Below are 22488 nucleotides of genomic sequence, written 5' to 3' on the forward strand. Positions count from 1 at the left end.
TTCGGCCCTTCGTCAGCCGCTCAGTCAGCCGCTCAGTCAACCGGCCATTCGGCAGCCGCTCGGCCAGCCCGCCGCTCAGCCGTTCAACAAGGCACGGACCGCGTCCGCATCGGGAATCGGCGCGACCGCGCCGTAGCCACGCGTGGACAGCGCGGCGGCCGCATTCGCGTAGCGCGCGGCCTCGAACGGATCGTCGCCCGCGACGATCCGCGCGACGAACGCACCGCCGAAGCAGTCGCCCGCGCCGGTCGCATCGAGCGCGTCCACGGCGAAGCCGGGCACGACGCGGCGCTCGTCGGGCGTCGCGACGTAGGCGCCTTCCTTGCCGAGCTTCAGCGCCACCACGGCCGGGCCACAGTCGAGCAGCGCATCGACGATCGCGTCGCGTTGCTCGTGGCCGGTCAGCAGCGTCACGTCGTCCCAGCTCGGCAGGCAGATGTCGGTGCGGCGCAGCGCCTCCATCATCACCGCGCGGGCACGCGCCAGCGGCCAGAGCTTGAGCCGCAGGTTGGTGTCGAAGCTCACGCGCACGCCGTTCGCGCGCGCATGGTCGATTGCCGCGAATGCGGAATCGCAGGCGCTCGCACTGATCGCGAAGCTGATGCCGGAAAGATGGATGACCTGCGCCGCCGCGATCGCGTCGAGCGGTAGATCGCCCGGCGCGTAGCGGCTCGCGGCCGAGCCCGCGCGCAGATAGTCGAATGCGTGACCGTGCTCGCCGTGGGAGACGAAATACACGCCGGTGGGCGCGGCCGCGTCGATGCGCACCAACGCCGTATCCACCTGCTCGCGCCGCCACAGGTCGAGCAGCAGCCGGCCGAAATGATCCTGGCCGACCGCCGACACGAAGCCGGTATGCGCGCCCTGGCGGGCCGCCGCGATACAGAAATTGGAGGTGTCGCCGCCGAAGCCCTGCAGATACTGCGGCGAGCCGGGCTGCGACTGGTTGAATTCGACCATCGCCTCGCCGAACGCGAGGATGGCGGGCGATGGTGCGGACAACGCCTGCGTCATGCCGCGCCGACCTCGCCCCACAGGTCGTGGCCGTCCGCGCCGGTGATCTTCACCGACACGAAATCGCCGACCTTGTAGCGCTTGCCGCCCTGCACCGGGTCGACGTACACCACGCCGTCGATTTCGGGCGCGTCGGCGGACGTGCGGCCGATGCCGCCGTCGGCGTTCACTTCGTCGATCAGCACCTTGAGCGTCTGGCCGACCTTGCGCTCGATGCGCGCCGCCGACACTTCCTCTGCCACTTCCATGAAGCGCGCGCGGCGCTCCTCACGCACCTCGTCGGGCAACGCGCCGCCGAGTTCGTTGGCCGTCGCGCCTTCCACCGGCGAGTAGGCAAAGCAGCCGACGCGATCGAGTTCCGCCTCGCGGATGAAGTCGAGCAGCGTTTCGAACTGCGCTTCCGTCTCGCCCGGGAAGCCGGCGATGAACGTGCTGCGGATCGTCAGGTCCGGGCAGATCTCGCGCCACTTGCGCACGCGGTCGAGCACCTTTTCGGCGTTCGCCGGGCGGCGCATGCGCTTGAGCACTTCGGGATCGGCGTGCTGGAACGGCACGTCGAGATACGGCAGCACATGGCCGCGATACGCGCCTTCGGCCATCAGCGGGATGATTTCGTCGACGTGCGGGTACGGGTACACGTAATGCAGGCGCACCCACGCGCCGTATTGCGCGGCCAGCTCGCCGAGCGCCGCGACCAGCTCGGTCATGCGCGTCTTGAGCGGGCGGCCGTTCCAGAAGCCCGTGCGGTACTTGACGTCCACGCCGTAGGCGCTGGTGTCCTGCGAGATCACCAGTAGTTCCTTGACGCCCGACTTGAACAGGTTTTCCGCTTCGAGCATGACCTCGGCGACGGGGCGCGACACCAGGTCGCCGCGCATCGACGGGATGATGCAGAACGTGCAGCGGTGGTTGCAGCCTTCGGAAATCTTCAGATAGGCGTAGTGGCGCGGCGTGAGCTTGATGCCGGCGGCCGGCACGAGGTCGACGAACGGATCGTGCGGCTTCGGCAGGTGGTTGTGCACCGCCTGCATGACTTCGCCGAGCGCGTGCGGGCCGGTCACGGCCAGCACCTTCGGGTGGACTTCCTCGATCAGGCCGGCGCCGCTCGCGCTCTTTTTCGCGCCGAGGCAGCCGGTGACGATCACCTTGCCGTTCTCGGTCAGCGCTTCGCCGATCGCGTCGAGGCTTTCCTGCACGGCATCGTCGATGAAGCCGCAGGTGTTGACGACCACGAGGTCCGCGCCGTCATAGGTGCCGGAAATCTCGTAGCCTTCGGCGCGGAGCTGGGTGAGGATTTGCTCGGAATCGACCAGCGCTTTCGGGCATCCGAGGCTGACAAATCCGACTTTCGGGGTATGGGACATCTGGAATAGGTATGGGGTGTGGCGCAAAGGCGAGAGTTTACAGTGATTTAGACCCCGGCGATTCAAAATCGGTAGCGGTGCCGGCGCCATTGGCTCACGCCGGCGGAACCACCCGAAAACCCGCCCAGGCGCCACGCGGTGGAACTTGCGCCAGCACGCGACCGGGTTCGAACAAACCGCCGCCCGCTTCCCCCTCGCCGTATCCACCCCTGTTATTTCTGCCTGAGACTGCAACGATTCGTTACAGCGTCCCGAACAGGTGCGATTGCTACGCCAGACGCCCCGTGCCGCGGCGCAACAGACGTACCTGCCACCACCACCATGGCTCACAGCCAGTTCTTACAGGGCCACACAATTATTCATACCAATTAAATTACTCAAAATTTTCGTGGGAAATTTCAGGGTCTGATGCACGCAACGCGTTGTATCTTTTTGTTACAAATTACGACTCAAGTTTCGGAAAGTGCACGGGATACTGCTTTAAACGGCCTCCCTCGCTCGGGGCCTGTCCTTAACCGAATCAATAAACCGAACGAGGCGAGAACCGATGAAAGTCGCTATTCTCGGCGGTCCGGCCAATCAAGCCAGGCAACTTGAACTCTGGTTGCGCAATGGCGGGCACCAACCCGAATGCTTCAAGACGGGGAACGCGTTCTTCAACGCGCTGCGGCGCACCGATTTCGAATTGCTGATGGTGGATGTCGCGCTGCCCGACATCGGCGGCATGGACCTGATCGCCTGGGTACGCCAGCATTTCGAATGGCATATGCCGGTGATCGCGATGATGGCGCGCGAAGCGTGGCATCAGGCGGCCGACGCGCTGAAGGCCGGCGCCGACGACTATCTGGTGCGCCCCGCACGCGAAGCCGAGGTGCAGTCGCGCATCGTCACCGTTGCGCTGCGTCACGCGACCGAGCCCGAGGAACTGGTGGATTTCGGTGCCTACGCGATCGACGTGAAGGCGTCGAAGGTCCGCCTGCATGGCGAGGCCGTGAACCTCACACGCAAGGAATTCGAGCTCGCCACCTATTTCTTTCGTCATCCCGATCAACTGATCTCGCACGAGACGCTGCTGAACCGGATCTGGAAGCTGCAAAACGATATCGATACGCGTACCGTCGCCACCCACGTCAGCCGAATCCGCAAGAAGCTGCAGCTTGATGGCACGCATGGCTGCGAGATCACGTCGCTGTATGGCTATGGCTATCGCTGCCTGATCAATCTGCCGGAACCGGCGGCGGCCGACATGGCCGATGAGCCGGACGAGCACGCCACGGCGCACCGGCCCGATCGCTCGCAGGACAGCCCGCTGGCGGCTGGCGCGACAGCCGGCCCGGCCCTCACCCTCGCGCCATTCCGTCCCGCTGCAGCACAAGATACGGCGCGGGTGGCCCTCGCGTCACCCGCCCCGAACTCGGCGATGAGCGTGGCCTACGGCCCGCCCACGACGCGCTCCGACAGCCTCCCGGCCGATGATCACCGCGATCTGGCAAACCTGCTGCGGCAGCGCCAGGATGCCGAGGAGCAATTGCGCAAACTGCGCGACGCGTACTGCGAGGTCACGCTCGAACTGCGTGCATTGAAACGCCAGGGTGGACGGCGTCTGCACGAAGTCGAAACCAACTCGGATTACCGCGAAGACGCCGCCTGAGCGCAAGCGGCCACCCCCAAAAGCAAACGGCCCGCACAAAGGCGGGCAGTTTGGTCGCGCGGGCCGCCACCTGGCGGCCCATCGCGCAGTTACTTGTTCTCGGAACCGTCGGTCGGCGTCGGCTGCTTGAACGGAAACGTGCTGAACATCGATTTCGCCTGAGTCTGCATCTGTTCCTGCATCTGCACGAACATGTTCTTCGACTGCTCGATGTAGCTGGTCATCATGCCCTGCATCATCGGCGCCTGCATGTTCATGAATTGCGACCAGACTTCGGGATTCATCGCATTGGAATCGTAGAGACCCTTCGACTGATCCGACAGCTTGTTCTGGATATCGATGAACGCCTGGATGTTCTTTTCCAGGTACGTGCCCATCATGCCCTGCATCGCGTGCCCGTAGAAACGGATGATCTGCGAGAGCATCGACGACGAGAACATCGGCACGCCGCCGCTTTCCTCTTCGAGAATGATCTGCAGCAGGATGCTGCGCGTGAGATCTTCGCTGCTCTTCGCATCGACGACCTTGAAATCCTCCTGCTCGAGCACGAGCTGCTTCACGTCGGCAAGCGTGATGTACGTGCTCGTTTCGGTGTCGTACAGCCGACGATTCGGGTACTTCTTGATGAGTCGTTCGGCAGTCTTCTTTGTAGTAGTCATGGAACACCTGTGAGCGCCGAAACGGCGCGATGACAACGTTCCGGCGCCGCAACGTGCGGCTGCCCGAAACGCACTCGGAATCTCCGTCGAACCCGTGCACGCGGCCGGCCCGGCCGCGCGCGCGGCGTTCAGCCCATGTGCAGGCCGCCGTTCAGCGAGAAATCGGCGCCCGTCGCAAAGCCGGATTCTTCCGACGCGAGCCACGCGACGATCGAGGCGATTTCGTCGGGCGAACCGAGACGGCGCACCGGAATCGTGGCGACAATCTTCTCGAGCACGTCCGGGCGGATCGCCTTGACCATGTCGGTGCCGATATAGCCCGGCGAGATCGTGTTGACGGTCACGCCCTTGGTGGCCACTTCCTGCGCCAGCGACATCGAGAAGCCGTGAATGCCGGCCTTGGCCGTCGAATAGTTGGTCTGGCCGAACTGGCCCTTCTGACCGTTCACCGACGAAATATTGATGACGCGGCCCCAGCCACGTTCGACCATGCCGTCGATGACCTGCTTCGTGACGTTGAACAGGCTCGTCAGGTTCGTGTCGATCACGGCCTGCCAATCGTCCAGCGTCATCTTGCGGAACACGACGTCGCGCGTGATGCCGGCGTTGTTGACCAGCACGTCGACTTCGCCGACTTCAGCCTTGACCTTGTCGAACGCCAGCTTGGTCGATTCCCAATCGCCGACATTGCCCTCGGATGCGACGAAATCGAAACCGAGCGCCTTCTGTTCCTCGATCCACTTCGCACGACGCGGCGAGTTCGGGCCGCAGCCCGCCACCACCCGGAAGCCCACCTTGTGCAGGCGCTGGCAGATGCCGGTTCCGATGCCGCCCATGCCGCCGGTCACGTAAGCAATACGCTGAGTCATGCTGAACACTCCATTTATCGTTGTCGGGGCGCCGAAGAGCGCCGCCTTGTTCGTCTGCCGCTAACTGCGGAGCGCGCGCTCCCGACGCGCTCCGCCCAGCATTACGGACGCTCGACCGCCAGCGCCACGCCCATCCCGCCACCGATGCACAGCGAGGCCAGGCCGCGCTTGGCATCGCGCTTCTGCATTTCGTGCAGCAGCGTGACGAGAATCCGGCAGCCCGACGCGCCGATCGGGTGACCGATCGCGATCGCGCCACCGTTCACGTTGATCTTCGAGGTGTCCCAGCCCATCTGCTGATGGACGGCGAGCGCCTGTGCCGCGAACGCTTCGTTGATTTCCATCAGGTCGAGATCGCCGACCGACCAGCCCGCGCGCTCCAGGCAGCGACGCGACGCCGGCACCGGGCCCATGCCCATCACCTTCGGATCGACACCGGCGCTCGCGTAAGCCTTGATCCGCGCGATCGGCGTAAGGCCGAGCGCTTCGGCCTTCTTGGCCGACATCACGAGCACGCCGGCCGCGCCGTCGTTGAGGCCCGATGCGTTGGCGGCCGTGACCGTGCCTTCCTTCGAGAACGCGGGCTTGAGGCCCGACAGCGAATCGGCCGTCACGCCGTGGCGCACGAATTCGTCAGTGGCGAAGCGGATCGGATCGCCCTTGCGCTGCGGGATCTCGACCGGCACGATTTCGTCGTCGAAGCGGCCGGACTTTTGCGCGGCTTCCGCCTTGTTCTGCGACAGCGCCGCGAATTCGTCCTGCGCTTCGCGCGAGATGCCGTATTCCTTGGCGACGTTCTCGGCCGTGATGCCCATGTGGTACTGGTTGTAGACGTCCCACAGGCCGTCCACGATCATGCTGTCGACGAGCTTGGCATCGCCCATCCGGAAGCCGTCGCGCGAGCCCGGCAGCACGTGCGGCGCGGCGCTCATGTTTTCCTGGCCACCGGCGATGATGATGTCGGCGTCGCCCGAGATGACGGCATTGGCGGCCAGCATCACGGCCTTCAGGCCCGAACCGCACACCTTGTTGATGGTCAGCCCCGGCACCGCGGTCGGCAGGCCGGCCTTGATCACCGATTGACGCGCCGGGTTCTGACCCGAGCCGGCCGTCAGCACCTGGCCCAGAATCACTTCGCTGATCTGGTCCGCCGCGAGGCCGCTGCGTTCGAGCAGCGCGCGAATCACCGTGGCGCCGAGTTCCGGCGCAGCCAGCTTGGCCAGCGAACCACCAAATTTGCCGACCGCGGTGCGCGCGGCCGATACGATCACTACATCAGTCATGTCCACATCCTCCAGGCCCGCACCGCGGCCCGCTCAGTTGAAAAATGCCGAAAGACAGACGGCGAGCGTGCGCCGCCTGCCACGATCCGTCAATGTCCCTGCGTCAATTGCGCACCATCACGTAGCGGCCCGGCGCCGGCTCGATCACCGGAAACTGCGCCGAGCCGAGCGTGGCGCGCGGCTTGGTCTTGCGGCCGCCGTACTGATCGAGCCAATCGATCCATTCGGGCCACCAACTGCCCGGATGCTCGGTGGCCGCCTCGAACCAGTCCTGCGCGTGTTCGGGCAGCTCCTTCGCGTCGGGCGAATCGAACGTCCAGTAGCTGCGTTTGTTCTTGGCCGGCGGATTGATCACGCCGGCGATATGGCCCGACGCGCCGAGCACGAAGCGCAGCGGCCCCGTCAGCAGCGAGGTGGACGCATAGGCGGTTTGCCACGGCACGATGTGATCCTCGCGCGAGCCGTAGATGAAGGTGGGCACGTCGATGCGCGTCAGGTCGACCTCCTCGCCGCACACCGTCAGCGAACCGGGCTCGCGCAGGCGGTTCTCGAGATACGTATGGCGCAGATACCACGCGTACATCGGGCCGGGCAGGCTCGTCGAATCGCTGTTCCAGTACAGCAGGTCGAACGGCGCCGGCGTGCGGCCCTTCAAGTAGTTGTCGACCACGTAGTTCCAGACCAGATCGTTCGGTCGCAGGAACGAGAACGTGTTCGCGAACTCCACGCCATGCATCAGGCCCGGCGTCGCGCCGTTCTTGCCGCCGATGGTCTGCTCGCGCATCTGCACGTGCGCCTCGTCGACGAACAGATCGAGAATGCCGGTATCGGTGAAGTCGAGCATCGCGGTCAACAGCGTCATCGACGCGACCGGGTGTTCGCCGCGCGCGGCCAGCACGGCCAGCGCGGTGGCCAGCATCGTGCCGCCGACGCAGAAGCCGAGCGCGTTGATCTGCTCGCGCCCGCTGATCTGCCCGGCCGCCTCGATCGCGGCGAGCACGCCGTCGTTCGTGTAGTCGTCCCAGGTCTTGCCGGCGATCGACGCATCGGCGTTGCGCCACGACACCAGGAACACCTGGTGGCCGCTCGCAAGCGCATGCGCGACCAGCGAATTCTCGGGCTGCAGATCGAGGATGTAAAACTTGTTGATGCAGGGCGGGACGATCAGCAGCGGCCGCTCATACACAGTCGACGTAACAGGCCGGTACTGAATCAGTTGCATCAGTTCGTTCTCGAACACCACGGCGCCTTCGGTGCTCGCGAGGTTCTTGCCGACCACGAACTGCGATTCGTCGGTCTGGGAAATCTTGCCGCGCTGGAGATCGCCGAGCAGGTTCATGATGCCCTGCCGCAGGCTCTCGCCCTTCGTGTCGAGCAGGTTCTTCTGCGCTTCCGGATTCAGCGCGAGAAAGTTGCTCGGAGCAGTGGCGGCGGTCCATTGCTGCACCGCAAAGCGGATTCGCTCGCGCGTTTTCGGGTCGGCCTCGACCGCCTCGGCAAGCGATTGCAGATATCGCGCGTTCAACAGATACCAGGCCGCCGTGAAGGCGTGCGCGGGCGACGATTTCCATGCCTCGGCGCTGAAACGGCGGTCCTTCAGTTCGGGCGACGCAAGCTGGGCCGAACCGGCCTGACGGAACAGCTCGGCGCTGTCGCGGGCGTAATCGGCCTGCAACTGCTGGAGCTTGGCAGGCGGCACCGAGGCCATCGGCAAGGCCACGCCGGGGAGCGCCGCGCCGCCGGCAGGCGGCCAACCGGCAGCCCATTCGGGCGGCTTCGGCATCGCGAACGGAAAGGGAAACGGGGTGGAAGACGGGCCGGTTGCAGCGGACTGGGCTGCCTGGCCTGCGGCCGCACGCAGCGGTTCCGCGAAGCGGCCCCATGCGTCGAGCCACGTCTGGAACATCTGCTGCATCGGCTGGGACGCATCGGCCGTCTGGCGTCCCGGGGAGGAGTCCGCTTGTGAGGAAGTCGACGAATTTTTCGGTGCTGTCATACCTGCGTTACCGGTGATTCCTGGCGGTGCATCTGGACATGCTGCGTCAACAACCTGCGTGCGGCGAAAACTGCGCGCCGTCACGCGTTAGAGGCTGGCTTCCAGATTCTGCCGCAGTGCAGTAGATTTATCATTATCGTTTTCCCCATGTGAAGCGGCGGGAGAAAACGCACGTGGCCGCGACGTGGCGGCAATCCATCGCAATCGCCGCCGAAAGCCCGGCCGCAAGCGCAACAGACGTTTGCTTGGAGCCGAATCAGCCTATCCGGGTTCCGTGACGGCAAGCATGTCACGCGGCGCAGCAATCCGGCATCGCATTTATGACGGGGCGCAGTAAAAAACCTCATCGGCATCCAAGCGCGCGCCCGGTATCCCTGCACACGATACGCCACCCCGCATCGCGTCGCACCGCCTTCAGCCGTCGATCCAGATCATCGCGCTCATGCGGCCCGTCACGCGATCGCGCCGGTACGAATAGAAACGCTCGCGCTCGGTCAGCGTGCAGGCGCCGCCGCCCAGCGGCTGCGCCATGCCGAGGCGCGCCGCGCGCAAGCGCGCCAACGCGTAGAGATCGGCGTGGTACTTGCCCGGTGCGCCATCGATGGCGACGAATGCGCGTGCGGTGGCGTCGCGCTCGTCAGGCGTGGCCGCGTCGTCGAACGCCGCGTGAACATCCTCGCCCACCTCGAACGCGGCCGGCCCGATCGCCGGGCCGAGATAGGCATGCAGCCGGCTCGCCTCGACGCCGGCCAGTTCCGCCACCTGCGCCGCGGTCTTTTCGACGATGCCGCCCACCAGCCCGCGCCAGCCCGCGTGCGCGGCGCCCACCGCGCGCCCGGCCTCGTCGCAGAACAGCACCGGCATGCAGTCGGCCACCATCACCACGCAGACCGCGCCCGGCACATCGGTGACGCTCGCGTCGGCGCGCACCGGCGGCGCATCGAGCCCGCCCGCCAGCACCGCATCGGCCCGCACCACCGTGGTGGCGTGCACCTGCTCGAGCCACGCCGCGCGCGGCCGGCCGGTCAACGCCAGCAGCCGTGCGCGATTGGCCGCAACGGCTTGCGGATCGTCCCCGGCACGAAAGCCGAGATTGAGGCCGCCCGGCGCATCGCCCTCGCCCACCGACCAGCGGCCGTAGGGCGCGACGCTCACGCCGCCGTTACGCGTGGAGACCAGCGCACGCACGCGCGGCGAGACGCGCCAAGCCGGTTGCAGGCAGTCGTCCCAGCTCAGTTCCGGCAGCATCGTGGTGGGCATTCGCATCAGTCCTCGTCGGGATCGTCGTAGACATAGAAGATCTCGCCGTCGTAATCGTCGTCTTCGTCATCGTCGTCGAAATCGGCTTCCTCGGCGCCGAAGCCGAGCGCGGCCATCAGCTCGACGATGTCCGCCGGCGGCGCGCAGCGCCACTGCATGTTGCGGCCCGTGGCCGGGTGGACCAGGCCGAGCCGCCAGGCATGCAGCGCCTGCCGCGCGAAGCCGCCCGGCAGCGCCGCAACCGAACGCTTGCCGCGCGCGTGACCGTAGACGGGATCGCCGAGCAGCGGATGGCCGGTCGCCGCGCAATGCACGCGGATCTGGTGCGTGCGGCCGGTTTCGAGATCGCAGTGAATCGACGAGATGGGCTGGTTCTGCCACAGCACGGTTTCGGTGGTGCGGAAGTGCGTGCGCGCCGGCTTGCCCGATGCGCTCGTGACGACCGCCATGCGCGTGCGCTCGCGCGGATCGCGCCCGATCGGCGCATCGATCGTGCCGCTCTCGCGCATGCGTCCCCACACCAGCGCGAAGTAGCGCCGCTTGACGGTGCGGGCCTGAAGCTGGCGCACGAGATCCGTTTGCGCGGCCAGCGTGCGCGCCACCACCATCAGGCCCGAGGTCTCCTTGTCGAGACGATGCACGATGCCGGCGCGCGGCAGCCCCGCCGCGGACGGGCCGTAGCGATGCAGCAGGCCGTTGAGCAGCGTGCCGCTCCAGTTGCCGGCGGCCGGATGCACGACCAGGCCGGCGGGCTTGTCGATCACGACCAGCGTGTCATCTTCGTAGATGATCGACAGCGGCACGGGTTCCGCCGCGAACGCGAGTTGCTCGGGCAGCAGATCGGGCACCAGCTCGATCGACGCGCCGAGCGGCACCGGCTGGCGTACCTTGGCCGGCGCGCCGTCGACGCGCACGCGCCCGGCCTCGATCCAGCTTTGCAGGCGGTTACGGGAAAAATCCGGAAACAATTGCGCGAGCACCTTGTCGAGGCGGTCGCCGGCAAGCGAGTCGGGAACCGAGACGATACGTGGCGCTTCGTCGGCGGATGCGGGGGACGCTGGCGCGACAAGCCCCTCGCCCGACAGGTCGTCGTCGAGCGAATCGCTCCCCGATACGTCGGACGGAGTAGCGCTTGGGCTATAATCGTCGCTATTTGCCGTGCCCGGCTGGGCACGGAACGAACTTGAACGGGTCATTTAGACTGGGTCACCGAGACTGAAAGCTTAGGACATGCGAGCCACATTCACCATGATGATTTCGACCAAACGCGTGGCAAAACCTGTGGCCGCGTGGGTTGCGCTGGCTGCGGCCGCCGCCCTGATTGCGGGCTGCCACGGCTTGCCGCAGAAGACCGACGAAACGGCGACCTGGTCGAACAACAAATTATACTCAGAGGCCGAGGATTCGCTGAACGGCCGCGATTGGGGCAAGTGCGCGAAGTACTTCGAGGCGCTGCAAGGCCGCGATCCGTTCGGCCATTTCGCACAACAGGCGCAGATCAACGTCGCCTACTGCAACTGGAAGGATAACGAAGCCGCCGCCGCCGACCAGGCCGTCAACCGCTTCATCCAGTTGCACCCGGATCACCCGGACATCGCCTACGCGTATTACCTGAAGGGGATGATCCACTTCAACGACGACCTGGGCCTGTTCGGCCGCTTCTCGGGTCAGGACATGAGCGAGCGCGATCCGCAGGCGCTGCGCGAATCGTACGATGCGTTCAAGATCGTCGTCGACCGCTACCCGAAGAGCAAGTATGCGCCCGACGCGGCCGCACGCATGCGCTACATCGTCAACGCGCTGGCCTCGCACGAAGTGCACGCCGCCGATTACTACTACCGCCGCGGTGCCTACGTGGCCTCCATCAACCGCGCGCAGCTCGCGATCACGCAGTACAAGAACGCGCCGGCGATCGAAGACGCACTGCACATCATGATGCTGTCGTACACGAAGCTGAACCAGCCGCAGCTCGCCGACGACACCAAGCGCGTGCTCGCCAGCACGTTCCCGGACAGCCCGTACATCACGGGTCATGCACGCCCGGGCACGGCCAAGCGCGCGTGGTGGCAGTTCTGAGCCTGCCCTCGGGCAACGATAAAAAACCCGGCCTCGGCCGGGTTTTTTATTGGCGGCGCGCCGCGCGCCGCGCTCTGCGCGTGACGAGCGGCGTTACCGCTCAGGGCCGAATTCCGCGCCCGCCTTCCTCGAAGAACTCGCGCACGACGTCGATCTCGCGCGTGCGCTTGAACGGCGGCAGGCTTTGCCAGATCCGGCGCCCGTAGGGTTTGTCGACGAGCCGCGTATCGCAGATCATCAGCACGCCGCGATCGGTTTCGGCACGAATCAAACGCCCCGCACCCTGCTTCAGCGTAATCACCGCCTGCGGCAACTGATGCACGGCGAACGGGCTCAAGCCCTTTTTCGTGAGCGCATCGAGCCGGGCGGCCAGCACCGGATCGTCCGGCGGCGCGAATGGCAGCTTGTCGATCACGACCAGCGACAGCGCATCGCCGCGCACGTCCACGCCTTCCCAGAAGCTCTGGCTGCCGACCAGGATCGCATTGCCATAGGCGCGGAAACGGTCGAGCAACTCGGTGCGGCTCGCATCGCCCTGCACGAGCAGCGGCAGGTTCCAGCCGCGCGCCTCGATCGTCTCGCGCAGCTTGGTGGCGATCCGGTCCACCGCGCGCAGCGTGGTGCACAGCATGAACACGCCGCCGCCCGCCGCCTCGATGGCCGGCAGCGCCGCATCGAACACGGCGTCGGTAAACAGCGGCGACGACGGCTGCGGCATGTCGCGCGGCACGTACAGCAGCCCCTGCTGCGGATAGTCGAACGGGCTCGGCAGCGTCATCGAGCGTCGCGAGCTGAGCCCCATCTGCGCCGCGTAGTGCGCGAAATCACCGCGCACCGACAAGGTTGCCGACGTGAAGATCCATGCGCGCGGCACGCCGGCACGCTGCTTGGCGAAGATCGGCGCGACCGACAGCGGCGTTTCGTGCAACTGCACCGTCTGCGAAAACACCTCGACCCAGCGCACCTTCTCGCCGGGATCGTCCTTCAGTTTCGCTTCGGCCGGCTCGCCGTCGTCCGCCTTGGCGGATTTGTCCTTGCCGGCGGATTGCGCGGCCACGGCCGCGGCCGCATCGGGCGCCACCCAGCCCGCCAGAATTCCTTGCAGCTCGCGAGCGCGGCGCAGGCAAGCGCCGATCGATTCGGCCCGCTCGGACTGGCTCGCCAACGCCGATGCGAGCGCGTCGAGCGCGGCATCGACATCGTCGAGCGCCGCGAACAGCGCATGATCGTCGCCAAGTTGCGCCAGCGACATGCGCACGATGCCGGTGTCGGCGAACGCGAGCCGCACATCGCGCGCGGCACGCTCCAGCGCGGCGCCGAGCTTGACCCACTCCACCGCGTCGCGCGCATGCGCGAGGCCCTCGACCACGCTGTCGCGCGCGAGTTCGAGGATCTGCGTGGTCGACAAGGTTTCGCCGAAGAACAGCGTGGCCGTTTCGGGCAACTGGTGCGCTTCGTCGAAGATGATCGTGTTAGCGCTGGGCAGCAGTTCGGCCATGCCGGTGTCGCGCAGCATGATGTCGGCGAAGAACAAATGGTGATTGACCACCACCACGTCGGCCTGCTGCGCCTCGCGGCGAGCCTGCATCACGAAGCATTCCTTGTACTGCGGGCAATCCTGGCCGAGGCAGTTGTCGCGCGTCGAGGTGACCATCGACCAGACCGGCGCCGTTTCGGGCACGCTCGCGAGTTCGGCCTTGTCGCCGCTGCGCGTGATCTTGGCGAAACGGATGATTTCCTGCAGATAAGCCGTGTCCTGCCGCGTCGGCATCCGGCCACTGTCGGCGGTGCGCTGCAGGTAATAGTGGCAAAGGTAGTTCGAGCGGCCCTTCAGCATCGCCACCGTGACGGGCACCGCCAGCGTGTCGCGCACGGTCGGAATGTCGCGGGCGAACAGCTGATCCTGCAAGTGCTTGGTGCCGGTCGAGACGATCACCTTGCCGCCCCAGAGCATGGCCGGCACGAGATAGGCGTAGGTCTTGCCGGTGCCGGTGCCGGCCTCGACGATCAGGGTGTTGTCGGCACTGTCATCGGCCGCGGGGGCGCTGTCGCCGCGCGCGTCGTCGGCCGCGGCGCCCTCGCCTTGCAGCTTGCGGGCCGGGCGCTTGCGCGCATCGAAAATTTCCGGCTCGGGCAGCTTGCGGGCCGAGGCTTCCATGGCAGCGGCCACGGCGCGGGCCATGTCGAGTTGCGACGCACGCGGGCGATACCCGTCGAGCGCGCGCGCGAGCAGGCCGCCTTCGCCGAAGATGGCGTCGAGTTCGCCGACGCGTTTGCGGCTCGGCATCGCGAGCGGTTGAGCGGCAGACGCGCGCGGCGCCGACGCGGACGAATCGTCGCGTCGCGCGTCGGCAGATGCTTCTAACGGTGAATTCACGGCAAGCGGTTCCTCAGTTCCGGTACCCGATGCGGCGCCGGCGCTTGCCAGGCCGCAATCAGGCTTGCTGATCCGGTTCGAGCTGCGATTGCAGCATGATGATTTTGTCCTTGGCCAACAGCTTTTCCTTCTTCAGCCGGTGCAGCGCCAGGTCGTCGATGTCGGATCGGTTTTCCTTCAACTCGATCTCGCGGGACAGTTGGGTGTGTTGCTCCTGCAACGACATCAGTCGGTTACGCAACTCCTGCTTCAGCTCCGTTTGACGGGTTTGCATGCTCGCCTCCTTGAAAAGAACCGACGCATCGCAAGGGCCTGACCGTACCGCTCGCGATATGCCGGATTGGCTGTCCGAACGAATTACCCACCCCGAATTCGGCGCGACGACCTGTGACGCGCCTTATTGCTGTTGCTGCTGTTGCTGCTTTTCCTGGGCCTTCTGCGCGGCCTGGCGTTGCCGCTCTTCGACATCGGCCTTGTGCTGCGCGGCCTCGCGTTGCTTGTCGTCGTAGCGCTCGGCATTCTGCGTGCGCTGCTGCGCATCCTGCGCCGCCTGGGCATGGGCCTGATCGAGCTTGCGCTGGAAATCGGCCTGCTTCTGGTCGTACGCCTGCTGGCTCGCCGCGTGCTGCGGCGCCTCGGCACCGCGCTGCGCACGCTGGAGCGCGTTTTGCTGCTGCTTGTCCTGGTACGACGCTGCATTCGCCTGTTCGTTCGCGGCGCGCTGCGGCGCGTCGGCCTGCTGTTGCGCGGCCTTCAGCGCCTGCTGATCGTCGCGGCGCTGCGCGCGTGCGGCACGCTGCTCGTCGTCGAGGGCAAGCTGCTGCTGGCTGACGCTCGACCGTTCGACTCGCATCTCGTCACGCGCTTTGATCAGACAATTATTCACGAAGAATCGGCTGTAGCAGTCGTGCTGGGCCACCCCATAACGATAATTGTTTTCCGCCGTGCGTTGATTGAGCACTTTTTGGCGGGCATCGAAATCGGGATTCTGTGCCGCGGCAGCGGCATCGCCCGTGGCGGACGCATTGGCCTGCGCGGCCGGCTCCGCTTGCGCGAAAGCAACGGACGGCACGGACGAAATGGCACCGAGCGCGAGGACCAGCGCGGCAAAAGTGAGTCGGGAGATTGGCAACGTCGTAGGAAAGCTGCGGGACATGGCGCAAATTCTAACACCGCAGGAAACCCCTCGCGGCGGCCCCCAAACGCATTTATGGCAAAATGCCCCGCTCCATTCACCCGCCCGGCCCGGTTCGCCGGCCACGGGCGCTCCAGCAGGCCGTAGACGCTCTCAAATCCCATGACGGAAACCGTAGCACTCAAGATCGTTCAGCGCATCGCCACCGAACTCTCGGTGCAACCGCGGCAGGTCGCGGCCGCCGTGCAACTCCTCGACGAAGGCTCCACCGTTCCGTTCATCTCGCGCTACCGCAAGGAAGTGACGGGCAATCTGGACGACACGCAACTGCGCCAGCTCGAAGAGCGCCTGCTGTACTTGCGCGAACTCGAAGACCGCCGCGCGACGATCCTCGCCAGCATCGACGAACAGGGCAAGCTCGGCGACGAACTGCGCGCCGCCATCGAGGCCGCCGACAGCAAGCAGGTCCTGGAAGACCTGTACCTGCCCTACAAGCCGAAGCGCCGCACCCGCGCGCAGATCGCCCGCGAAGCCGGACTCGAGCCGCTCGCGCTGGCCCTGCTCGCCGATCCGTCGCTCGATCCGCAAGCCGAAGCCGCCGCCTACGTCGACGCCGAAAAGGGCGTTGCCGACATCAAGGCCGCGCTCGACGGCGCGCGCGACATTTTGTCCGAGCGATTCGGCGAAACGGCCGAGCTGCTCGGCAAGCTGCGCGACTACCTGCACAACCAGGGCGTGGTGTCGTCGGCTGTCGTGGAAGGCAAGGAAAGCGAGGAAGGCGAGAAATTCCGCGATTACTACGACTACTCGGAAACGATCAAGACCGTGCCGTCGCACCGCGCGCTGGCGCTGTTCCGGGGCCGCAACGCCGGTGTGCTGACCGTCAAGCTCGGCCTCGGCGAGGAACTCGACGCGCAGGTGCCGCACCCGGGCGAGGCGATGATCGCGCGCCATTTCGGCATCGCGAACCAGAACCGCCCGGCCGACAAATGGCTGTCTGATGCGTGCCGCTGGTGCTGGCGCGTCAAGGTGCAGCCGCACATCGAATCCGAACTGCTGACGCAGTTGCGCGAGGATGCCGAAGGCGAAGCGATTCGCGTGTTCGCGCGCAATCTGAAGGACCTGCTGCTGGCCGCGCCGGCCGGCCCGAAGGCCGTGATCGGCCTCGATCCGGGCCTGCGCACCGGCGTCAAGGTGGCCGTGGTCGATCGCACCGGCAAGCTGCTGGCGACCGATACGATCTACCCGCACGAACCGCGTCGCGACTGGGACGGCTCGCTGGCCCGCCTCGCACGCATCGCCGCGCACACGCAGGCCGAACTGATCAGCATCGGCAACGGCACGGCCTCGCGCGAAACCGACAAGCTCGCCAGCGAGCTGATCGCCAAGCATCCCGAACTGAAGTTGCAGAAGATCGTCGTGTCGGAAGCCGGCGCGTCGGTGTATTCGGCATCCGAAACGGCCGCCAAGGAATTCCCCGAACTCGACGTGACGCTGCGCGGCGCCGTGTCGATCGCGCGCCGCCTGCAGGACCCGCTCGCCGAGCTCGTCAAGATCGAGCCGAAGGCGATCGGCGTCGGCCAATATCAGCACGACGTGAACCAGCGCGAGCTGGCGCGCTCGCTCGACGCGGTGGTCGAGGATTGCGTGAACGCGGTCGGGGTGGATGCCAACACGGCGTCGGCTGCCCTGCTGTCGCGCGTGTCGGGCCTGAACGCCACGCTGGCGCGCAATATCGTCGATTTCCGCGACGCGAACGGCCCGTTCCCGTCGCGCGAGCATCTGCGCCGCGTGCCGCGCCTCGGCGACAAGACGTTCGAGCAGGCCGCGGGCTTCCTGCGCATCAACGGCGGCGAGAACCCGCTCGACCGTTCGTCGGTACATCCGGAAGCCTATCCGGTGGTCGAACGCATGCTCGCCAGGATCAGCAAGCGCATCGACGACGTGCTCGGCAATCGCGAGGCGCTGTCGGGGCTCGCGCCCACCGAGTTCGTCGACGATCGTTTCGGTCTGCCGACGGTGCGCGACATCCTCTCCGAACTCGAAAAACCGGGCCGCGACCCGCGCCCCGAATTCAAGACGGCCACGTTCCGCGACGGCGTGGAAAAAGTGTCGGACCTGATGCCGGGCATGACGCTCGAAGGCGTGGTGACCAACGTGGCCGCGTTCGGCGCATTCGTCGATATCGGCGTTCACCAGGATGGCCTGGTGCACGTCTCGGCCATGTCCACCAAGTTCATCAAGGATCCGCATGAAGTCGTCAAGGCGGGCCAGGTGGTCAAGGTCAAGGTGCTCGACGTCGACGTGAAGCGTCAGCGGATCGCGCTGACGATGCGCCTCAACGACGAGCCGGGCGTCGCCACCAGCGGCAGCCGCGGCGGCGCATCGAGCGGCGATCGCAACGGGCAGCGCGGCGGCGGCGCAGGCGGCCGCCCGCAGCGTTCGCGTGACGCGGAGCCGGCCGGCGCGATGGCGACGGCGTTCGCGAAGCTCAAGCGCTGACGCGAGGCACCGAGGCCGGCGGGAGGAAGCCAGCCCCCGCGCGTTGTTCCGCAAGCCCGAAAGCCCGCATCGAACGATGCGGGCTTTTTCATATCCGCCGTGGTCCCAAAGAAAAAGCCGCGCAATGCGCGGCTTGTTTCCTCCGATAAAGGCGCGCCGCCTTCCCGGTCAGATCTCGATTTTGGTGCCCAACTCCACCACCCGGTTGGCCGGGATCGCGAAGAAGTCGGTCGGCTTCGCGGCGTTCTGGTGCATCCAGGCAAACACGCGTTCGCGCCACAGCGACATGCCGGGCAGATGGGTCGGCACCACGGTTTCGCGCGCGAGGAAGAACGACGTATCCATCAGCTCGAACGACATGTCGTGCTTGCGGCCGATATCCTCGAGCACGGCCTTCACGTCGGGAGTTTCGTTGAAACCATACTCGGCCTTGACGATATACAGGCCGCCGCCCGCTTCCTGCACCGTCATGCGCTCGTCGCCGCGCACATACGGGATGTCGCGCGTCACGAACGTCAGGAACAGCGTGCGCTCGTGCAGCACCTTGTTGTGCTTGAGGTTGTGCAGCAGGCTGACCGGCACGAGCCGGTCGTTGCCGGTCAGGTAGATCGCGGTGCCCGACACGCGATGCGGCGGATGCGCCAGCAGGCCCTGCAGGAACGGCGTGAGCGGGATACCGTCGGCGGCCGTACGCTCCTTGACGATATGGCGGCCCTTGAACCACGTCGTCAGCAGGAAGAACAGCAGCCCGCCGATACAGAGCGGCAGCCAGCCGCCCTGCGCGACCTTCAGCAGATTCGCGCCGAAGAAGCCCAGATCGACGATCAGGAACACACCGATGATCGCCCCGACCAGGAAACGGTTCCACTTCCACACATTGATCATGACGACGCAGGCCAGCACCGTGGTGATCACCATCGTCGCCGTCACGGCGATACCGTAGGCCGCGGCCAGATTATCGGACGACTTGAAGCCGATCACGATGAAGATGATCACGCACAGCAGCAGCCAGTTCACCACCGGCACGTAGATCTGCCCGATCGCCAGATCGGACGTGTGCAGCACCTTCATGCGCGGCACGTAGCCGAGCTGGATGGCCTGGCTGGTCAGCGAATAGGCGCCCGAGATCACGGCCTGCGAGGCGATCACGGTGGCGACCGTCGACAGCACCACGAGCGGCAGCAGCGCCCAATCGGGGGCCAGCAGGAAGAACGGATTTTCGATCGCCTTCGGGTTCTGCATCAGCAGCGCACCCTGGCCGAAGTAGTTGAGCACCAGCGACGGCATCACGAGCGCGTAGCCGGCAAGCCGGATCGGCTTCACGCCGAAGTGGCCCATGTCGGCATAGAGCGCCTCGGCACCGGTCAGCACCAGCACCACCGACCCCAGCACGACGTAGGCCTGCAGCACGTGGTCGGCCATGAACGAGAACGCGTAATACGGGTTGATGGCCGCGATCACCATCGGCACGCGCGCGATGTGATAAACGCCGAGCACCGCCAGCGTCACGAACCAGAGCACCATGATCGGGCCGAACAGCTTGCCGACCGTGGCCGTGCCGTGCCGCTGGATCCAGAACAGCGCGATCAGGATCACGACCGTGATCGGCAGCACCAGGTGAGTGAGTTGGGGGGTGGCGATTTCGAGGCCTTCGACAGCCGACATCACCGAGATGGCCGGCGTGATCACCGCATCGCCGTAGAACATGCAGGCGCCGAAGATGCCGAGCGCCATCAGCACCTTGGTCAGATGCCGGCGCGATTCGACCGAGCGCAGCGCCAGCGCCATCAACGCGAACGCACCGCCCTCGCCGTTGTTGTCGGCGCGCATCACGAACATCAGGTACTTGATGCCGACCACCAGCATGATCGCCCAGAACAGCAGCGAGATGACGCCGAGGATGGAGGCCTGCGTGAGCGGAATGCCGTGAGCCGGACTGAACGCCTCGCGCAACGAATAAAGCGGGCTGGTGCCGATATCGCCGAACACCACACCGATCGCCGCGACGGAGAGAGCCTGCAGGGAGGTTTTTTGGGTGTTCGAATGGGTCGTGTCGGTCATGGAAGCGTAACGTTCCGTTCTGGGGTCGGAAAAACGAGCGCTATTCTAGACTGCTCGCGTCGCCATGCCATCACGTAGTGTTGCCGTGAAGCGACGAGGGCGAGCCAGTGTAGCATGCGGCCCCGATTAAACAGGTAGCAGACGGGACGCAGCCCGAAATGCAATCGGCGCCCGCAGGCGCCGATTGCGAATGCCTTGCGAAGATCTCGCAGGCCTTATTGCTGGGGCGTGCCGTCGTCGCGCAATGCGCGGCCACGCTTGGTCCACGCCACGAGGTTATGCGGGCGCAACGTGTCCCACTCCTCAAACGGCTGGTGAATCCACGGGTTCGTCTCCAGATGCTGGACGAAGTAATCGGGCTTCACCTTCGAACACGCCTTGTACCAAAGCACGGCGGAGCGCACGGCCGTGACCGACGGATAACGCTCCTTCAGATGCTGCTGCACGCGCGCCAACGTGACGCCCGAATCGACCAGATCGTCGACCAGCAGCACGTTGCCGGACAGATTGCCGCGCGTCATCGTGATGTACTGCGCGATGTCGAGATCGCCCTGCTGCGTGCCGGCGGCCTCGCGATACGAACTCGTCGCGAGGATCGCGAGCGGCAGATCGTAGATGCGCGACAGTTGATCGCCGACGCGCAGGCCACCGCGCGCGAGACACAGAATCTGGTCGAACTTCCAGCCCGATTCGTGCACCGCGAGCGCCAGCAGTTCGACGAGACGGTGATACTCGTCCCAGCCGACCCACAGGTTCCTGTCGTCATTGCGTGGATCGGACATCTCGATCGGCGCGCCGTGATGATTCTTTGCTTGCGTCATCGTGCGACCAGGCCTCAGACCTTGAACGGATGACGCAGCAGGATCGTTTCGTCGCGGTCCGGGCCGGTCGACACCATGTCGATCGGCACGCCGGCCACTTCCTGCACGCGCGTCAGGTACGCACGTGCGGTAGCGGGCAGCGCGTCCCACGTATTGATACCGACCGTGCTTTCCTTCCAGCCCGGGAAGGTTTCGTACACCGGCTCGCAACGGGCGACATCGGCGGCGCCACGCGGCAGCAGATCGATATCCTTGCCGTCGATCTTGTAGCCCACGCAGAGGTGCACTTCATCGAAGCCGTCGAGCACGTCGAGCTTCGTCATGCAGAGGCCCGACACGCCGTTGATCTGGATCGAGCGGCGCAGCGCGGCGGCGTCGAGCCAGCCGGTACGACGCGGGCGGCCCGTGACCGAACCGAATTCCTTACCGACGTTGGCGAGCGTCACGCCGATCTGGCTCTGGCGAGCGGGGTTATCCGCGTCGTACAGTTCGCTCGGGAACGGGCCGGCGCCAACGCGCGTGCAATAGGCCTTGGTGATGCCGAGGATGTAGTTGAGCTTTTGCGGGCCGACGCCTGCGCCTGCCGCGGCCGCACCGGCCACGCAGTTGCTCGAGGTGACGAACGGATAGGTGCCGTGATCGATGTCCAGCAGCGTGCCTTGCGCGCCTTCGAACAGCAGGTTCTGGCCTTCGTGGTTCGCGTCGTACAGTCGACGCGAGACGTCCGTGACCATCGGCTTCAGACGATCGGCATAGCCGAGCATCGTGTCGAGCGTGGCCTGGAAATCGACGGCTGCGCCACCCAGGTACTGGGTCAGCACGAAGTTGTGGAAATCGAGGTTTTCGCGCAGGCGATCGGCGAAGGTCTTGGCGTCGAACAGATCCTGCACGCGCAGCGCGCGGCGGCCGACCTTGTCTTCGTACGCCGGGCCGATGCCACGGCCGGTGGTGCCGATCTTGTCGGCACCGCGGCGTGCTTCGCGCGCCTGATCGATCGCGACGTGGTACGGGAGGATCAGCGTGGCGGCTTCGGAGATGAACAGGCGCGACTGGACGTCGAGGCCCGCTTCTTCCAGCTCACCGATTTCCTTGAACAGCGCTTCGGGCGACAGCACGACGCCGTTGCCGATGTAGCAGGCGACGCCTGCGCGCATGATGCCCGAGGGGATGAGACGCAAGATGGTTTTCTTGCCGCCGATGATCAGGGTGTGGCCGGCATTGTGACCGCCCTGGAAACGCACGACGCCGTGAGCGTGGTCCGTCAGCCAGTCGACGATCTTGCCCTTTCCTTCATCACCCCACTGGGTTCCCACGACGACGACATTGCGCCCGGGAGTCACATTCACTGCGCTGGCAGACATGTTGATTCGTTAGCTGGTTAAAAACGTATTCTACCTAGGTTCGGCGCGGGTTCCGAATT

General features: G+C 65.7%; 17 protein-coding genes. 3 read left to right on the plus strand and 14 right to left on the minus strand.

All coding sequences use genetic code 11. The features are described 5' to 3' along the window. Positions 1-75 precede the first annotated feature (75 nt). Positions 76-1014 (minus strand): sugar kinase, encoded by a 939-nt coding sequence (locus AB4850_RS23660; RefSeq protein ID WP_414445403.1) that lies wholly within the window; start codon positions 1012-1014, stop codon positions 76-78. Continuing rightward, the gene (rimO, locus tag AB4850_RS23665) at positions 1011-2378 is read right to left on the minus strand and encodes a 30S ribosomal protein S12 methylthiotransferase RimO (protein WP_414445404.1); all 1368 of its coding nucleotides are present in this window, start codon (positions 2376-2378) and stop codon (positions 1011-1013) included. Before rimO ends, AB4850_RS23660 begins: the two co-directional genes overlap by 4 nt. A gap of 547 nt (positions 2379-2925) precedes the next feature. Here rimO and AB4850_RS23670 point away from each other — a divergent pair. After that, positions 2926-4029 carry a response regulator transcription factor gene (locus tag AB4850_RS23670; RefSeq protein WP_414445405.1) on the plus strand — a complete coding sequence of 368 codons (1104 nt, stop codon included), beginning with the start codon at positions 2926-2928 and terminating at the stop codon, positions 4027-4029. A gap of 89 nt (positions 4030-4118) precedes the next feature. Here AB4850_RS23670 and phaR read toward each other — a convergent pair whose 3' ends face one another. From phaR to AB4850_RS23700, 6 genes are all read right to left on the minus strand, one after another. Beyond that, the gene (gene phaR / locus AB4850_RS23675; protein WP_414445406.1) at positions 4119-4688 is read right to left on the minus strand and encodes a polyhydroxyalkanoate synthesis repressor PhaR; all 570 of its coding nucleotides are present in this window, start codon (positions 4686-4688) and stop codon (positions 4119-4121) included. Positions 4689-4816: 128 nt separating this feature from the next. Beyond that, complete coding sequence (locus tag AB4850_RS23680; RefSeq protein WP_414445407.1) at positions 4817-5557, minus strand: 3-ketoacyl-ACP reductase; 741 nt, start codon at positions 5555-5557, stop codon at positions 4817-4819. Between the two features lie 101 nt (positions 5558-5658). Beyond that, entirely contained in the window at positions 5659-6840 is a 1182-nt protein-coding gene (locus AB4850_RS23685; RefSeq protein ID WP_414445408.1) for an acetyl-CoA C-acetyltransferase, read from the minus strand. 103 nt (positions 6841-6943) lie between these two features. Next, positions 6944-8836, minus strand: a complete 1893-nt coding sequence (phaC, locus tag AB4850_RS23690) for a class I poly(R)-hydroxyalkanoic acid synthase (protein WP_414445409.1) — start codon at positions 8834-8836, stop codon at positions 6944-6946. A 414-nt stretch (positions 8837-9250) separates the two neighbouring features. Beyond that, positions 9251-10096 carry a peptidoglycan editing factor PgeF gene (gene pgeF / locus AB4850_RS23695; RefSeq protein WP_414445410.1) on the minus strand — a complete coding sequence of 282 codons (846 nt, stop codon included), beginning with the start codon at positions 10094-10096 and terminating at the stop codon, positions 9251-9253. A gap of 5 nt (positions 10097-10101) precedes the next feature. Next, positions 10102-11292, minus strand: coding sequence for an RluA family pseudouridine synthase (locus AB4850_RS23700; RefSeq protein ID WP_414445411.1), 1191 nt, complete (start codon positions 11290-11292; stop codon positions 10102-10104). 52 nt (positions 11293-11344) lie between these two features. On the opposite strand from AB4850_RS23700, the gene AB4850_RS23705 reads away from it, so the two are divergent. Beyond that, positions 11345-12172, plus strand: a complete 828-nt coding sequence (locus AB4850_RS23705; protein ID WP_414445412.1) for an outer membrane protein assembly factor BamD — start codon at positions 11345-11347, stop codon at positions 12170-12172. 100 nt (positions 12173-12272) lie between these two features. On the opposite strand, the gene AB4850_RS23710 is transcribed toward AB4850_RS23705, so the two are convergent. The 3 genes from AB4850_RS23710 to AB4850_RS23720 form a co-directional block, all read right to left on the minus strand. Continuing rightward, positions 12273-14549 carry an ATP-dependent DNA helicase gene (locus AB4850_RS23710; RefSeq protein WP_414445413.1) on the minus strand — a complete coding sequence of 759 codons (2277 nt, stop codon included), beginning with the start codon at positions 14547-14549 and terminating at the stop codon, positions 12273-12275. 58 nt (positions 14550-14607) lie between these two features. Continuing rightward, positions 14608-14823, minus strand: a complete 216-nt coding sequence (locus tag AB4850_RS23715) for a DUF465 domain-containing protein (RefSeq protein WP_414445414.1) — start codon at positions 14821-14823, stop codon at positions 14608-14610. 123 nt (positions 14824-14946) lie between these two features. Beyond that, on the minus strand, positions 14947-15705 hold the full coding sequence (locus tag AB4850_RS23720; RefSeq protein WP_414445415.1) for a colicin transporter: 759 nt from the start codon (positions 15703-15705) through the stop codon (positions 14947-14949). A 141-nt stretch (positions 15706-15846) separates the two neighbouring features. On the opposite strand from AB4850_RS23720, the gene AB4850_RS23725 reads away from it, so the two are divergent. Then, a complete protein-coding gene (locus AB4850_RS23725) occupies positions 15847-18186 on the plus strand; it encodes a Tex family protein (protein WP_414445416.1) in 2340 nt (779 codons plus the stop codon). Between the two features lie 168 nt (positions 18187-18354). Here the strand turns inward: AB4850_RS23725 and AB4850_RS23730 are convergent, their stop codons facing one another. From AB4850_RS23730 to AB4850_RS23740, 3 genes are all read right to left on the minus strand, one after another. Next, positions 18355-20247, minus strand: coding sequence for a potassium transporter Kup (locus tag AB4850_RS23730; protein WP_414445417.1), 1893 nt, complete (start codon positions 20245-20247; stop codon positions 18355-18357). A gap of 215 nt (positions 20248-20462) precedes the next feature. Then, complete coding sequence (locus tag AB4850_RS23735; protein ID WP_414445418.1) at positions 20463-21068, minus strand: phosphoribosyltransferase; 606 nt, start codon at positions 21066-21068, stop codon at positions 20463-20465. Between the two features lie 14 nt (positions 21069-21082). After that, on the minus strand, positions 21083-22429 hold the full coding sequence (locus AB4850_RS23740) for an adenylosuccinate synthase (RefSeq protein WP_414445419.1): 1347 nt from the start codon (positions 22427-22429) through the stop codon (positions 21083-21085). Between the last annotated feature and the right edge of the window lie 59 nt (positions 22430-22488).

This window comes from Burkholderia sp. 22PA0106 (assembly GCF_047497155.1).
In the GTDB taxonomy this organism is placed as follows: Bacteria; Pseudomonadota; Gammaproteobacteria; order Burkholderiales; family Burkholderiaceae; genus Burkholderia.

Coding starts and splice junctions, on each gene's coding strand:
- AB4850_RS23660 (WP_414445403.1), bottom strand. CDS start 1,014: ATGACGCAGGCGTTGTCCGCACCATCGCCCGCCATCCTCGCGTTCGGC.
- rimO (WP_414445404.1), bottom strand. CDS start 2,378: ATGTCCCATACCCCGAAAGTCGGATTTGTCAGCCTCGGATGCCCGAAA.
- AB4850_RS23670 (WP_414445405.1), top strand. CDS start 2,926: ATGAAAGTCGCTATTCTCGGCGGTCCGGCCAATCAAGCCAGGCAACTT.
- phaR (WP_414445406.1), bottom strand. CDS start 4,688: ATGACTACTACAAAGAAGACTGCCGAACGACTCATCAAGAAGTACCCG.
- AB4850_RS23680 (WP_414445407.1), bottom strand. CDS start 5,557: ATGACTCAGCGTATTGCTTACGTGACCGGCGGCATGGGCGGCATCGGA.
- AB4850_RS23685 (WP_414445408.1), bottom strand. CDS start 6,840: ATGACTGATGTAGTGATCGTATCGGCCGCGCGCACCGCGGTCGGCAAA.
- phaC (WP_414445409.1), bottom strand. CDS start 8,836: ATGACAGCACCGAAAAATTCGTCGACTTCCTCACAAGCGGACTCCTCC.
- pgeF (WP_414445410.1), bottom strand. CDS start 10,096: ATGCCCACCACGATGCTGCCGGAACTGAGCTGGGACGACTGCCTGCAA.
- AB4850_RS23700 (WP_414445411.1), bottom strand. CDS start 11,292: ATGACCCGTTCAAGTTCGTTCCGTGCCCAGCCGGGCACGGCAAATAGC.
- AB4850_RS23705 (WP_414445412.1), top strand. CDS start 11,345: ATGATGATTTCGACCAAACGCGTGGCAAAACCTGTGGCCGCGTGGGTT.
- AB4850_RS23715 (WP_414445414.1), bottom strand. CDS start 14,823: ATGCAAACCCGTCAAACGGAGCTGAAGCAGGAGTTGCGTAACCGACTG.
- AB4850_RS23720 (WP_414445415.1), bottom strand. CDS start 15,705: ATGTCCCGCAGCTTTCCTACGACGTTGCCAATCTCCCGACTCACTTTT.
- AB4850_RS23725 (WP_414445416.1), top strand. CDS start 15,847: ATGACGGAAACCGTAGCACTCAAGATCGTTCAGCGCATCGCCACCGAA.
- AB4850_RS23730 (WP_414445417.1), bottom strand. CDS start 20,247: ATGACCGACACGACCCATTCGAACACCCAAAAAACCTCCCTGCAGGCT.
- AB4850_RS23735 (WP_414445418.1), bottom strand. CDS start 21,068: ATGACGCAAGCAAAGAATCATCACGGCGCGCCGATCGAGATGTCCGAT.
- AB4850_RS23740 (WP_414445419.1), bottom strand. CDS start 22,429: ATGTCTGCCAGCGCAGTGAATGTGACTCCCGGGCGCAATGTCGTCGTC.